At 40.5% G+C, this 13,463-nt stretch carries 13 protein-coding genes; 4 read left to right on the top strand and 9 right to left on the bottom strand.

The window, feature by feature from the left end; all coding sequences use genetic code 11:
• Window positions 1–170: 170 nt before the first annotated feature.
• The 3 genes from hppD to B9T34_RS01885 all read right to left on the bottom strand — a co-directional run bounded on the left by hppD (window position 171) and on the right by B9T34_RS01885 (window position 2,714).
• Window positions 171–1,232, bottom strand: a complete 1,062-nt coding sequence (hppD, locus tag B9T34_RS01895; protein WP_086211453.1) for a 4-hydroxyphenylpyruvate dioxygenase — start codon at window positions 1,230–1,232, stop codon at window positions 171–173.
• 450 nt (window positions 1,233–1,682) lie between these two features.
• On the bottom strand, window positions 1,683–2,159 hold the full coding sequence (locus B9T34_RS01890) for a very short patch repair endonuclease (protein WP_228147388.1): 477 nt from the start codon (window positions 2,157–2,159) through the stop codon (window positions 1,683–1,685).
• A gap of 360 nt (window positions 2,160–2,519) precedes the next feature.
• Window positions 2,520–2,714, bottom strand: a complete 195-nt coding sequence (locus B9T34_RS01885) for a hypothetical protein (protein ID WP_086211452.1) — start codon at window positions 2,712–2,714, stop codon at window positions 2,520–2,522.
• Window positions 2,715–3,241: 527 nt separating this feature from the next.
• Here B9T34_RS01885 and sbmA point away from each other — a divergent pair.
• From sbmA to B9T34_RS01865, 4 genes are all read left to right on the top strand, one after another.
• Entirely contained in the window at window positions 3,242–4,438 is a 1,197-nt protein-coding gene (gene sbmA / locus B9T34_RS01880; RefSeq protein ID WP_086211451.1) for a peptide antibiotic transporter SbmA, read from the top strand.
• 251 nt (window positions 4,439–4,689) lie between these two features.
• A complete protein-coding gene (locus B9T34_RS01875; protein WP_086211450.1) occupies window positions 4,690–5,670 on the top strand; it encodes a hypothetical protein in 981 nt (326 codons plus the stop codon).
• Window positions 5,671–6,018: 348 nt separating this feature from the next.
• Window positions 6,019–6,891: a hypothetical protein gene (locus B9T34_RS01870; RefSeq protein ID WP_086211449.1), complete on the top strand. Its 873-nt coding sequence runs from the start codon at window positions 6,019–6,021 to the stop codon at window positions 6,889–6,891.
• Window positions 6,892–7,069: 178 nt separating this feature from the next.
• A complete protein-coding gene (locus B9T34_RS01865) occupies window positions 7,070–7,528 on the top strand; it encodes a hypothetical protein (protein WP_416202696.1) in 459 nt (152 codons plus the stop codon).
• Between the two features lie 142 nt (window positions 7,529–7,670).
• Here the strand turns inward: B9T34_RS01865 and B9T34_RS01860 are convergent, their stop codons facing one another.
• The 6 genes from B9T34_RS01860 to gatC form a co-directional block, all read right to left on the bottom strand.
• Complete coding sequence (locus B9T34_RS01860) at window positions 7,671–8,573, bottom strand: NADP-dependent oxidoreductase (protein ID WP_171265091.1); 903 nt, start codon at window positions 8,571–8,573, stop codon at window positions 7,671–7,673.
• Between the two features lie 432 nt (window positions 8,574–9,005).
• Window positions 9,006–9,584 (bottom strand): hypothetical protein, encoded by a 579-nt coding sequence (locus tag B9T34_RS01855; RefSeq protein ID WP_086211446.1) that lies wholly within the window; start codon window positions 9,582–9,584, stop codon window positions 9,006–9,008.
• Between the two features lie 35 nt (window positions 9,585–9,619).
• Window positions 9,620–10,054 (bottom strand): hypothetical protein, encoded by a 435-nt coding sequence (locus B9T34_RS01850; RefSeq protein WP_139841241.1) that lies wholly within the window; start codon window positions 10,052–10,054, stop codon window positions 9,620–9,622.
• A 72-nt stretch (window positions 10,055–10,126) separates the two neighbouring features.
• Window positions 10,127–11,602: an Asp-tRNA(Asn)/Glu-tRNA(Gln) amidotransferase subunit GatB gene (gatB, locus tag B9T34_RS01845; RefSeq protein WP_086211444.1), complete on the bottom strand. Its 1,476-nt coding sequence runs from the start codon at window positions 11,600–11,602 to the stop codon at window positions 10,127–10,129.
• Window positions 11,602–13,080 (bottom strand): Asp-tRNA(Asn)/Glu-tRNA(Gln) amidotransferase subunit GatA, encoded by a 1,479-nt coding sequence (gatA, locus tag B9T34_RS01840; protein ID WP_086211443.1) that lies wholly within the window; start codon window positions 13,078–13,080, stop codon window positions 11,602–11,604. The genes gatB and gatA overlap by 1 nt, the downstream gene beginning before the upstream one ends.
• A 53-nt stretch (window positions 13,081–13,133) precedes the next feature.
• Entirely contained in the window at window positions 13,134–13,448 is a 315-nt protein-coding gene (gene gatC, locus B9T34_RS01835) for an Asp-tRNA(Asn)/Glu-tRNA(Gln) amidotransferase subunit GatC (RefSeq protein ID WP_086211442.1), read from the bottom strand.
• Window positions 13,449–13,463 lie beyond the last annotated feature (15 nt).

The raw sequence follows: 13,463 nt of genomic DNA, 5'->3' as shown, positions 1-13,463 counted from the left end.
CTCATATATTGCCCGTCAGTTTTTATTTATTGTTTTGCTGTGCGGCTGAACTGAATCATAAGTTTTTGAAAATAATCTGCAAAAAGAGGACCTAGGCGCAAGCGGACTTGCGCGCTGAGGCTGTCATTTATGAATGAAATAGATCCGACATTTTCTAATCGGCAGAGCGCTTAAGCGTTGGAAATATCTAAAACACCGCGCTTGATTTGGTCACGTTCAATCGATTCAAACAACGCTTTAAAGTTGCCTTCGCCAAAACCGTCGTCATCTTTACGCTGAATAAACTCGAAGAATACGGGGCCGAGCATATTTTCAGAGAAGATCTGCAGCAGCAGGCGGTTGCTGCCGTCTTTGGTATTGCCGTCCAGCAGAATGCCGCGCTTTTGCAGCTCTTCGGTTGGCTCGCCATGATTTGGCAGGCGTTCAGGCAGCATTTCGTAATAGGTATTTGGCGGCGGGGTCATAAACTTCGCGCCCAGTGCTTTCAATTTATCCCATGTGCCAAGCAGGTCATCGGTAATAAAGGCAATATGCTGAATGCCTTCACCATTAAACTCATTTAAGAATTCAGCAATTTGACCATTTCCTTTGTCTGAGTCTTCATTCAGCGGAATACGGATTTTGCCGTCGGGCGCGGTGAGGGCTTTTGAGGTTAAACCGGTATATTCGCCTTTAATATCGAAGTAGCGGATTTCTTGGAAATTAAAGATTTTTTCATAGAAATTTGCCCAATAATCCATACGGCCTTTGTAGACGTTATGGGTTAAATGGTCAATTTCTTGCAGGCCAGTGCCAACAGGGCGCGGGTCTTGCCCTTCAATAAAAACAAAGTCGCTGCTGTAGATGTCACGGTCCACCAAGAAAATTGGGGATCCGCCGATGCCTTTGATGGCAGGAATATTGAGTTCCATTGGGCCAATTTTACTGTAAATCGGCTCTGCGCCAAGCTCGACTGCTTTATGAAATGCTTTGGCTGCATCTTTGGTTCTAAATCCCATGGCGCAGGCAGAAGGACCGTGTTCTTGGTAAAAATACGCAGCAGAAGACTCAGGCTGATAATTCAGAATAATATTGATATTTCCCTGACGCCATAAATACACGTTTTTAGATTTATGTTTAGCGACCTTGGTGAAGCCGATTGTTGAGAAAATTGCGTCCAATTCACCGTCTTGAGAGACAAACTCAATAAATTCAAAGCCACAGAGTTGTAAAGGGTTTGCTAACTCATTCATAAAACATCCTCATTTTATTTGGGCAATCCAATTGCCTTTTTTCAACTTGTTGTCATGAGCAAATAGATTTTATATCCGCGATGCTTGCATCAGTGTTCTATAAAAAGATATCTGATTAATTTTGATAACAATTCCATTTGCTCAAGTCTTAATTTTTTGAATATTTTGGAGGCCATTCCAAAAACACATTCGATAAAATTAATCTATAATCCCATCATAAATGGCTAAAATAATTATTCAATACATAAATTAATTACGAAATGCGTAATTAATTTTAGAAACTGTTATTTTTATAACATAAAGTAATGAAATAAATAACAAAAAGTTTTTTAAATTTAGTTGCAGGCTTTATTTTTGTATTGTTAAGTTTTGTAAGTAAAGAAATAGAGGTGAGATCAATTAAATGGTATTAAGCAATAAGAAGCAAAGTAGCGCTGATTTTGAGGAGATTTATAATTCTAAATAGTGATTATCAGGTTCTGAAAGCCATGCTAAAAAACGCTGCAATGACCAAGCCAGATCATCGGTTTGACGGGTAGAGCATTCCCACCAGATGCAGACTTTCCAATGATTTTGCAGCAAAGTGAGCGTATGCGCAGTATCCCGTTCTACATTCTTTAAAATTTTGGGCTGCCAATAATCCAAATTGCTTTTGGGCCAATGAAAATACTTGCAGTCATGTTTATGCCAAAAGCAGCCATGCACAAAAACGACAGTACGGTATTTTTTCAGCACGATATCAGGCGTTCCAGCTAGGTCTTTATTGTGCAGACGAAAGCGCAGGCCCGCATGATGCAGGGCTTTACGGATTTTGATTTCAGGGATTGTATTTTTAGAGTGAATCGCAGCCATATTTTCAGAGCGGGTAAGAGGCTTTTTGACTGTTTTTATAGATTTGACGGGCATAATTTTTCCCTTCCAATTCATGGCAAAACCCATAACTGTATTTGCATGCAGCTGAATAGTTTAGCTTAAACTGAAAGGATGCCGTTTTAAGTATAGCAAGCGTGAACTCAATCGATTTTCAATTGTTTAGATAAAATAAACAGGGAAAAATTTAGAAAAAAATAAACCGCTGATTTAAATGTAATAAGCAGGCAATTAATAAAATAAGATGATTAATTAAAATAAATAATACGGTTTGTCTATCCCTATAATTAGGGATAAGAATTAGAAAGGTATTTACTGAAATAACATCCTAAAATAGGCAGGCAGACATAAAAATACTGCATCTATTTTGGGGATAAACTTTACAGATGCAGTATTGTTGCTTTAAGCAGGAGATGATCAGATTTCACGCCAAACGGTGTCTTGATCTTTGAGGGAAATCATAAAGTTAAAGTTATCATCATTGCTGACTAAAAGGCCTTTAGGAGTTTGCATGACAACTTTAAGCACGGTGCCTTCTTCAAAGGTTAGAGGCTCACAGTTTTCTTTTTCAAGGGTGACTGGCTTAAGTAGTTCTACAATCAGGTTATCCATTTTAATCCCCTTCGATTTTATATCGAGTGTTTTATGATATTAACACATTCTATGAGTTTTTAACTGTTGTTGTAAATACTGTTGTTTGCATCATATAAAAAACCATTTGTGAATAACAGTTAATATAAAAAATCAGTCAGTTTTTTAAGTGTTGCTTCATTTTGTTTGGGTAGATTAATCACAATTTACTTTTAAAATTGATTTTCGCTGCTGGGCAGAAATCGATACCTGTTTTGATGAATAGCCTGACGAGTCTGTAGAATTCATGATTTTGCTGGTTTATACGGTTAAATTGCAAAGCTCTGGCGGCCAGTATGCAGCGAATTTGCATTGTGCAGGTGCGTCATCTGTTTATCCAAAAATAGAGCTGAGTTGAGTTGAATTCGTGTGTAATATCGTTCATCTTAAGCTGTATCACCTGATCAGAATAATTGCTGAAATAACGAATTTTAAAAGAAAAATTAAGGATTAAGTTTTATGATTCGCCTATATCATTCAAATCAAAAATAAAGGACACCTAGAGCAGAATGTTTAAATCCTTTTTTCCCAATCCAAAATGGTTTTTTGGATCACTCATTTTATGGTTTGTTATAAACATTGCGCTTTGGTATAGCGGCGGCAGCGGTTGGGGCACATTCCTCGGTATGCCGCAGCGTTATGCAGATGCAGCATTGCCTATCGGTGTCAGCCGTTTTTGGTCACCTGCTTTTTTATGGTTTTATGGCTGGTTCTTCATTTCTACAGTAATTTTCGCCGTATTTTGGCGTTTAAAATCAGACAATCCTTGGCAGGGCTGGTCAGTGTGGGGTTCTGCCTTTATTTTATTTAATATCTGGTTTGGTGTGCAGGTCAGCGTTGTCGTCAATGCATGGTACAACCCATTTTATGATCTCATTCAAAAAATGCTCAGCGGCGGCGGCGGCGATGTCACACAGCTCTATAGCGGCACGCTGACGTTCTTATATATAGCGATGGTTTATGTAACTACTGCGGTCTTTAACTTATTCTTTGTCAGTCATTATGTATTCCGCTGGCGTACAGCAATGAACGATTACTACACGGCCAATTGGGAGAAGCTGCGCCATATAGAGGGCGCATCGCAGCGTATACAGGAAGACACTATGCGCTTTGCCAAAACCATGGAAGGGCTGGGTGTGAGTTTGGTTGAAGCGCTGATGACGCTGCTGGCATTTTTACCCGTGCTGTTTAGTTTGTCATCACATGTAAAAGCATTGCCTATTGTCGGTGAGATACCGCATGCACTGATGTGGGCGGCAGTCACTTGGTCTATTGCAGGTACGGTGATTTTGATGCTGGTCGGCTACAAGCTGCCGGGCTTGGAATTCAATAACCAGAAAGTGGAAGCTGCTTACCGCAAAGAGCTAGTCTATGGTGAAGATCATGCAGAGCGTGCAGATCCACTAACCTTGCAGCAGCTGTTTTCTAAAGTGCGCTTTAATTATTTCCGACTGTATTTCCACTACGCCTATTTTAATATGGTGCGCATTTGGTATATGCAGCTTGATAATTTATACGGCCTTTTTGTACTGTTTCCGAGTATTGCGGCTGGTGCAATTACCTTAGGCCTGATGATGCAGATTTCTAATGTCTTTGGCAAAGTGCGTGAATCTTTTCAATATTTGATTGCTTCTTGGCCGACGATTATCGAATTATTGTCTATTTATAAGCGTTTAAAAGCCTTTGAATCGACCTTAGATGATTAAACATGCTGAACATTTGCCCGCATTATGCGGGCTTTTTTATTGCGTGAACTAAAAGATGAAAATTCACAAAAATTTAAATTGCTGCTTTTTAGTCAAATAAAACTGTAAGTTGAGTCATGTAATTTAAAAAATAAATTATTCAATTAGCAGTTTATGTTGAAAACATAGATTGCATCATTAAAAAACCGCATAAAAAACAAAGTGTTGAATTTGAGCTTTAAAGGCTTTTCGTATATGTTCAATTTCTCAGCATGATTGAGAATGTATGTGTGAATTTCAAAACAATAGTGTTGATGAGCAGCTTAGGCATGCTGCTGCATGGCTGTGCCACCGTCGGAAAATTAGGTTCAGAATCTTGGGGTTCATACGATTCTGCTCAAGAATTGATTGATAAAAAAAATTTAAATGAAGCAAATGGCCGCGGCAAAGACTATGTATATGCATGGGGTCGAAAGCAGGGCAATGCTGAACCGCAATCGCTCTATCCGCGCAAGTATTTAAGCAATTATTGCAGCGATCAAAAAGGCAACTTTTCTTTACTGTTTAAAAGTAATTTCAGTCTGGTTAAAGATGCCAGAGACAGAAGTACACTGGCGTCCAAGGCAAATGTGAAACAAGGCATCGGTGCGTATCAATGTGTGCAAAAAGATGGAAAACGTTGGATTGTATCGATTGAGCCTGTGTCTGAGTCTGCTTCTGCTCAATATGCTGGCGCAAGAGAAGTTACTTTAAAAACTGATTTAATGGGTGCGGAAGAAGCGCGAAAATTCTATCGGAACAATAGCAATACCGCTGCAAATAATAGTTCTAAAAAATCAGCTCCAGTACCAGCGAAGAGCGCTGCTTCCGCCAAAGCAGCTGTGAAAGAGGTGGAAGAGAAAAAAGAAGCTCCAGCAGCAGAGCCAGCCAGAGCTGCCACGGTTTCTTTAACCCCGCAGCAGCAGCAAATGAAGTTTTATGTCGATGCACGCAGAGACATCAATAGCGGTAGAAATTTGAATAATGCCTGCAATAATGCGCAGCGGGCGTATAACTATGGCAAATTGCAAGGAACTGAAGGCACACGGGTCTATACGGAGTCTGGCATGCTGGTGGCACGCTGTTTAACCAGTATTTCCACTTACAGCACACGCTTCCCAAATGCCAAAGGCCAAGCGCAGCGGGTCTTGCAGAATTTGTCTAAAAACTATAATCACGCAGGTGCTAAGCGCATGCTCAGTCAAATGAAGTAATTTTGAACCTAAATTGCATCTGCTGTTGAAAACAATTCAGCATCTATAAATGCATGAAAGTTTGAAAATGCCAATTCTCCCATGAAAAAGGCCGCATATGCGGCCTTTTTCAATTTGGGTTTAAATATTTTGGCTCTAAAAATGATCAACCTCGATGCGTAAATTTAGGTGCAAGGCTGGAATAGTCCTTAAATTTGTCAGTAGATAAAGTCATTTTGCTGTTTTATCTCACTGATTTTAATTAAATACCCAATTATAGCGATGGCAGCTTTTTGGCGTCTGCATTAGATTGGCTTAAGGGGATATACGAAAAATTTATCAAAAAATCATTAGAATAATGAGGCATTTATGAGCCAAACAGACTTAAAAACAACTGCATTACAGCAAACTGCATTCGAACCTTTGCTGCTTGATCGGGAAAAACGTAAAAAAGAGATTTCTCTGAGTGAGAACCCTTATTTTTATAATGACCAAGGCGCACCCAGTTATTTAATGAATGTGCCATCACATGCACAGCTCATAGAAAAGCCGACGATTCATATGAAAGCGCGGCTAGGTAAGCAATATAAAGTTAGACAACAGCTTGGCAGCAGCAATTCCCCTGAATTTGGAATGCAGACACAGCTGGATTTTGAAGGGGAGTATTTTGAATATGAGGCCATGTGGGCAACTGCCGACACAGCAGCTGCATTTGGAATCACTTTAATTCAGCCTGGACAGGCGATTCGGATCGTTAATGAAAGCCCGCATTTAGCACATATTGATTATGAATACGGTAAATATGCAGGGTATTGGTGTCCCTATTTGGAAGCAGGTTTAACAGCGGGCAAAACCTTATTTCCTTTTGTCAGTACAGATCTAGAGCATCATGATTTTCCGCATATTTTTGCTTCTACTGATCAAGAGTTGCCGCTGGTGATTTCTGTTGCGCGTTATTTCCCTAAAGACGGCAAGATCTATTTGGCAGATTTATGGGTCAAACGGGGAGATGCACTGTACATTCCGCCAAAACCTATCGATCAGTTGAAATTTATAGATCTGCACAATAATCGAAATTCGGCGCTGGCATGCTGGGGCGGAGTGAACAATCAGCTGCAGAGTCATGGAATGGCGAGGAAAACCGCTATTGAAACTGAAACTTTACTGCAAGAAGATGGCTATTTTTACTGGTATTGGAATAAAAAGCGCACAGTACATCATCAGTTGCTTTTAAAGCCATAAAATACGTTCTGTATTCAGTCCTGTGTAAAAGTCCTCATTCACTGCTGTTTTACAGAGTCATAACAGGTATCGCCTTAGACTTTGTGGTACAAAGAGACAGTTTGCTGATAGGAGTTTGTGAATGTCTTTCAACGTTTCTGCTGTACGCCAGCAATTGTCCCGCCTTGGATGTTTGAGTATGTTGGCGCTGTCTATGCTTGGCGCAAGTCAAATGGCTGCTGCTGGCCCAACGGTCGATCAGCTGAGTGATTGCCTAGTCAAATCGACTACCGCTGCGGATAAAACTACGGTACTGCAATGGACTTTTGTTGCATTATCAGCACATCCAGAATTGAAAAAGTTCAGCAATGTGAATGAAGAGCAGCGCACGCAGCTGGATAAAAACTTAGCGCAGATTTTACAGCGCATATTGGTCGAGCAGTGTTCTGCGCAAACTAAAGCAGTGATTCAGGCAGAAGGTGTGCAGGCAGTGGGTGACAGTTTTCAGGAGCTTGGAAGTATTACGGGTGAAGAAATTTTAAAAACGCCTGAAGTGAAAGAGCAGCTGAAAGGTGTAGTCCGTTATATCGATTTGAATAAATTGGTGACTACATTCTTGACGCCAGAGCTTTGGAATAAACTGGGTATAGTTCGATAGAAATCGGTTATTTAATTTTTTAGATTGTGTGAAATCGTGATTTTTAATTAGCTCTAAATAGATTCATCAGGTTTTTTAAAATAAAGCGCGGATGTCATTTCAATGTACATCCGCGTTCATAATTTAAAGCTTATTTTTCAGCTTATTCAAAAACCAAAACACTTTTACCTTTGGTATGGCCCTCTAAAATATCACCATAGGCTACCGGTGCATCCTTAAATCCATATTCACGGCTTACCGTCCAAGTAAAACGGCCATCTGCCACGCCATTGACCACATGCTGTAAATTTGCAGGATTGCGTTTAACCCAAATTGGCTGAATTTTATTGGAAGATAATTTTCTGCCTGCAATCGATCCCATAAATCCACCAGCTTTTACCGTTGCAAGAGAGGCTTGGGTAGCTTCTTTAGAACCAATCATATCAATCGAAACATCAAAAGGTGTTGGATGTACTGCTTTTAGGCGCTCAATTAGGCCTTCACCGTAAATGACAGCTATAGCACCTAATTTACGGATATAGTCTTGATTGGCAGCCGATGCCGTCGCTACAACGTCAATTCCTTTTTCTACCGCAAGCTGTACCACAATAGAACCGACACCGCCTGAACCGCCGTGCACCAGTAAGGACTGAGCAGGGCCCATTTCATCTAAAATGGTCATGGCTGTTTGCGCAGCACCTGCAATTGTTCCAGCAATGGACCAATCAATATTTTTCGGTTTACGAATTAAATTGGCTAATGGCACATCAATTACAGTGGCATGGGTAAATGCACCGCCAGAGCCGAGCACTTCATCACCCACAGCCCATTCATTTTGTGTACCGTCAACTTCTGCAATGATGCCTGCGTATTCTGTGCCAAAGGTTTGTGGCAGAGCTGCATGTTTAAATTCGCCTGTCATGCGGCGGGCATCAATAGGGTTAATACCAGAGGCTTTAACGTGAATACGTGCCATACTTGCGGCTAAAGGCGGAAGTTCGTATTGTGCAAATTCGAGGACTTCTGGTTGGCCGTATTGGTGTGCTGCTAAGATGATTGATTTCATTTTCTTGTGCCTATTCATATCTGGTTTTTAAATCATGTTTGAATTATAGGCAGGCGGCGTGTGTAGATTACAGACCTAAATTTGCATTAGATTTTTCTAAAAATAGAACAGTGAAAATAACCTCTCCCTAACCCTCTCCTAGTAGGAGAGGGAATTTCTATTACAAAATCCATAACGGTATTAAATTAGTAATGGAAGCTCCTTCTCCCGCTGGGATGAGAAGCACTGCTTCGAAAGGGGAGATGAGGGGTATTAGAAGTCACGCATAAAAAAAGACTTCGAAAGTTGGATGCGTTTTAAGTCTTCAAGTTTGGCGATGGAGGATACTTTTTTGATGGTCATGTTGTTTTGGATATGAAGTGTTTGGATCGATTCTTTAAATAAAGTTATGAAAATAAATTAATAATTCTCTCTTAAAAGGAGAGAGAACATTCAATCTATTTTTAGAATTTGAAGTTGTATTTTGCTAACGAACTCACTGATATTTGTAATAAGGGTATCGATATCTTCTTTTGAGATTCGTATTTTCTTCTGTTCTTTAGTATATCCAGCTCTATGAGCACAATCATGTCTTTTCTCAACAGCTGGCACTAGCCAAGTAGTTTTGGGAATATCACAGTTTAATGTTGTCTTAAACATAGGAATAACAGTTTGAACATTATGGAATGATTTTGTTTTAAGAGAGTCTTCTACTTTTTTTCTAAGAGTATCTTTCCAATTATTTAATTCTTGAATTTTAAATGTTAAATCTTTGGTTGAGCCATCGTTTAAAGCTTGCTTGAGGATAAAGCTATCTGATGAAAGTACAGTTGTAATGAATGTTGTTTCAAGATAATTTTCTAATGTAGCAATAAGAAAACCATGTAGCATTATATTAATATCTTCTTCTAAATCGGCAGGATAATTATGGTTAAGAATTTGCTTGGCTTTCAATATATTTTTTTCAAAAATATCTATAGATTTGGTTTTTTCATATAACCATTGAAACTCTTGTTGAGTAGTAAAACACATCGTCCTTTTAAAGGATTTAATAAAAAAGTTTTCAGTTAGAATCTGATGCTGTAAGTTATTTTTAACAATATCTCTAATTTTTTCGTAAAAGCAACTAAGTAAAGTAAAGTTAAGTCCTCCGAGAAATAATTTTCTAGATCGAAATAAAAGTGTTCATATTCTGGTAAAGAAAATAAATTATTTGGTAGTGTGTTTAGAAAGCGTTGCGGGATAGGTAAATCAAAATAGTATTTAAAATATTCTGTTTCAAAAATATTATTTGTTGGTGATTGTGCAAGTTGACCAATTTTAATTATACCAAAACTTTTCTTTATACAAGGGTTCTTAGAATAGTCACAAATATGGATATTAAACGTTGTTTTGTATCCAAAATCATCCCAATTAGAGGGAGAGAGTAAAATGAGATAACCTGAAAAGTTTTCTAATAGCGGGGGTGCACTAGTTTCATTAAAGTAAATTTTAATTTCCATACTTTCTCCCATAAAAAAACCCCACATAATGTGAGGTTTTTATCTCATGAAAACAACTAATTAGTCAATTAATCAACCAATCAATTTCTTCATCAATTCATTTACTTGTGCAGGGTTAGCTTTACCTTTCGCTGCTTTCATCACTTGACCAACAAGACCATTGAAAGCTTTCTCTTTACCAGACTTATACTCTTCAACCATCTTCTCGTTAGCAGCAAGTACGTCTTTAATAATCGCTTCAATCGCGCCTGTATCAGTTTCCTGTTTCAAGCCTTTTTCCGCAATTACTTCGTCCGCTGTTTTGCCTTCTTCCCACATAAAGCCGAACACTTGCTTCGCAATCTTACCGTTAATCGTGTTATCCACAATACGTGCAATCATGCCGCCCAATTTTTCTGCTGTTACAGGAGAGTCAGCAAGTTCTAGGCTCGCTTTGTTTAAAGCGCCTGAGAATTCACCCATCACCCAGTTAGCAGCCACTTTACCTTGCGCAGCACCGCCAGCAGCTTTTACCACGTCTTCATAAAACTCTGACATTTCACGAGTTAGCGTAAGCACGTGAGCATCGTACTCAGTCACGCCAAAGTCAGCTACAAAGCGGGTACGACGTGCAGCAGGCAACTCAGGCAAAGCAGCACGCGCCGCTTCAATTTGCGCATCTGCAATGATTACAGGCAACAAGTCAGGGTCAGGGAAGTAGCGGTAATCGTTCGCTTCTTCTTTCGAACGCATCGAACGTGTCTCCATCTTCACAGGGTCAAACAAACGCGTTTCTTGGTCAATCGTGCCATCCCATTCTAGGATTTCCATTTGACGTTCAATTTCAACGTTAATTGCTTGCTCAATGAAACGGAATGAGTTGAGGTTTTTAAGCTCACAACGCGTACCAAATTCATTGCCCGGACGGCGCAACGACACGTTACAGTCGCAGCGGAATGAACCTTCCGCCATGTTGCCGTCAGAAATGCCTAACCAGCGTACAAGTGTGTGAATCGCTTTAATGTAGGCAACTGCTTCTTCAACCGAACGCATATCAGGTTCAGATACGATCTCAAGTAACGGTGTACCTGCACGGTTTAAATCGATGCCTGACATGCCTTCGAATTGATCATGGATCGATTTGCCTGCATCTTCCTCAAGGTGCGCACGGGTTACGCCAATTCGTTTTACAGTGCCGTCTTCAAGTTGAATGTCGATATGACCCAAGCCCACAATCGGGTTGTCCATTTGGCTGATTTGATAGCCTTTAGGGGAGTCAGGGTAAAAATAGTTTTTACGGGCAAACACAGATGCTTGGTCGATGTAAGCATCAATACCCAAACCAAAGCGAATCGCAAGATCAACCACTTCTTTGTTCAATACTGGCAATACACCCGGCATTGCAAGGTCAACAAGGCTCGCTTGGGTGTTTGGATCATTTCCAAATACAGTCGATGAGCCTGAGAAAATCTTGGTATTGGTCGCAAGCTGAGTGTGAATCTCAATACCAATCACCACTTCCCAACCGTCAATCAGGTTAGATTTTGGTTTCGCAGCGTTCTTAGACATTATGCGTTCTCCTCAGCAATTACAGCGCGTTTTGTATGCCAATCCGTTGCTTGCTGGTACTGATGCACCACAGACAACAATTGAGATTCTGACCAGTAGTTACCAATCAGCTGTAAGCCAACAGGCAAGTTGTCTTTGTCAAAACCAACAGGCGCATTAATTGCAGGTAGACCCGCCAAGTTCACCGCGATGGTGTAGATGTCACCCAAGTACATTTCTACAGGAGACAGGTTTGCACCAATCTTATAAGCAGTTGTAGGTGCAGCAGGGGCCGCAATCACGTCTACAGATTCAAATGCTTTTAAGAAGTCTTGTTGAATTAAACGACGTACTTTTTGTGCTTTCACATAGTAAGCATCGTAGTAACCCGCAGACAGCGCATAAGTACCAATCAAGATACGTTGCTGAACTTCTTTACCAAAACCTTCTGAACGTGAACGTTTGTACAAGTCCATCAAGTCCACAGGGTTTTCACAACGGTAGCCATAACGCACGCCGTCAAAACGTTGTAAGTTAGATGAAGCTTCAGCAGGCGCAATCAGGTAGTACGTTGGAACATAAGCGTCTGTCATGTTGAGATCAATCTCAACCAACGTTGCGCCCATTTCTTCCAATTTTTTCAGTGATTCTTCAACACGTGCTTTTACGTCAGCATCTAAACCAGCAACATTAAAGTACTGCTTAGGAATACCAATACGTAAACCTTTTACAGAAGTGCCGTTTAGGTTCGCCACGTAGTTGTCGACGTCTTTTTCAACAGAAGTTGAATCTTTTGCATCATGACCCGCCATCACGTTCATGAGGTACGCACAGTCTTCAGCCGAACGCGCCATTGGGCCGCCTTGGTCTAAAGATGATGCATACGCAATCATACCAAAACGAGATACACGGCCATACGTCGGTTTAAGACCTGTCAAACCGCAGAATGATGCAGGCTGACGAATAGAACCGCCTGTGTCTGTACCAGTCGCAAACGGTGCCAAATCAGCCGCTACCGCTGCTGCAGAACCGCCAGATGAACCGCCAGGTACATGGTCAAGTGCCCAAGGGTTAGCTGTTGCGCCAAAGTAAGATGACTCAGAGGTAGAGCCCATGGCGAATTCGTCCATGTTTACTTTACCTAAAGTCACCAAACCTGCAGTTTTACCTTTCGCTACAACGGTTGCGTCGTAAGGAGAGATAAAGTTGTCCAGTATTTTAGAACCAGCAGTGGTTTTAATGCCGTGTGTACAAAAAATGTCTTTGTGCGCAATAGGCACGCCAGTCAGTGCAGTTGCGCCGCCAGCTTTACGCAGTGCATCTGCCGCATCTGCTTCGTCCAAAGCTTGTTCAGCCGTCACAGTCACATAAGATTTTACTTGCGTATCAATTTTTGCAATGCGTTTTAAATAGTGTTCGGTCAATTCGCGTGACGAAAAATTAGCACTGGCTAAACCTTCTGTCAGTTCGCGAATAGATAAGCGGTGTAAATCAGTCATGAGAAATAATTCTTTACGTTTAATTTAAGAAAAATAGATGAACTGAGTGAAAATCACTCAATAACGCGAGGTACAAGGTATAAGCCGTCTTGTGTTGCAGGTGCAACAGCTTGATATTCCTCGCGATGATTCACTTCACTAACCGTATCTTCACGTAATGGCTGCGGATTGTCGAATGGGCTTTTCAGCGGTTCAACACCGTCAGTATTGATACCTTTTAAAGTGTCCATCATGCCTAAGATTTTATTTAAACTCTGAGCATATTCAGCCGATTGAGTCTCATTCAGCGATAATCTTGCCAAATGAGCAATCGCTGAAACTGTTTCTGCATTGAGATCTGCTGAATGCTGTGCATCCGATGTAGACATAACATTACCTAATTC

Origin of the sequence: Acinetobacter sp. ANC 3813 (assembly GCF_002135435.1) — a bacterium.
Taxonomy (GTDB): Bacteria; Pseudomonadota; Gammaproteobacteria; order Pseudomonadales; family Moraxellaceae; genus Acinetobacter.
This window is presented reverse-complemented; position numbering and strand designations above follow the sequence as displayed.

What these genes read in the sequence shown, in the direction of transcription:
- hppD (WP_086211453.1), bottom strand. Translation starts at nt 1,232, where the DNA reads ATGAATGAGTTAGCAAACCCTTTACAACTCTGTGGCTTTGAATTTATT.
- B9T34_RS01890 (WP_228147388.1), bottom strand. Translation starts at nt 2,159, where the DNA reads ATGAATTGGAAGGGAAAAATTATGCCCGTCAAATCTATAAAAACAGTC.
- B9T34_RS01885 (WP_086211452.1), bottom strand. Translation starts at nt 2,714, where the DNA reads ATGGATAACCTGATTGTAGAACTACTTAAGCCAGTCACCCTTGAAAAA.
- sbmA (WP_086211451.1), top strand. Translation starts at nt 3,242, where the DNA reads ATGTTTAAATCCTTTTTTCCCAATCCAAAATGGTTTTTTGGATCACTC.
- B9T34_RS01875 (WP_086211450.1), top strand. Translation starts at nt 4,690, where the DNA reads ATGATTGAGAATGTATGTGTGAATTTCAAAACAATAGTGTTGATGAGC.
- B9T34_RS01870 (WP_086211449.1), top strand. Translation starts at nt 6,019, where the DNA reads ATGAGCCAAACAGACTTAAAAACAACTGCATTACAGCAAACTGCATTC.
- B9T34_RS01865 (WP_416202696.1), top strand. Translation starts at nt 7,070, where the DNA reads ATGTTGGCGCTGTCTATGCTTGGCGCAAGTCAAATGGCTGCTGCTGGC.
- B9T34_RS01860 (WP_171265091.1), bottom strand. Translation starts at nt 8,573, where the DNA reads ATGAAATCAATCATCTTAGCAGCACACCAATACGGCCAACCAGAAGTC.
- B9T34_RS01855 (WP_086211446.1), bottom strand. Translation starts at nt 9,584, where the DNA reads ATGTGTTTTACTACTCAACAAGAGTTTCAATGGTTATATGAAAAAACC.
- B9T34_RS01850 (WP_139841241.1), bottom strand. Translation starts at nt 10,054, where the DNA reads ATGGAAATTAAAATTTACTTTAATGAAACTAGTGCACCCCCGCTATTA.
- gatB (WP_086211444.1), bottom strand. Translation starts at nt 11,602, where the DNA reads ATGTCTAAGAACGCTGCGAAACCAAAATCTAACCTGATTGACGGTTGG.
- gatA (WP_086211443.1), bottom strand. Translation starts at nt 13,080, where the DNA reads ATGACTGATTTACACCGCTTATCTATTCGCGAACTGACAGAAGGTTTA.
- gatC (WP_086211442.1), bottom strand. Translation starts at nt 13,448, where the DNA reads ATGTCTACATCGGATGCACAGCATTCAGCAGATCTCAATGCAGAAACA.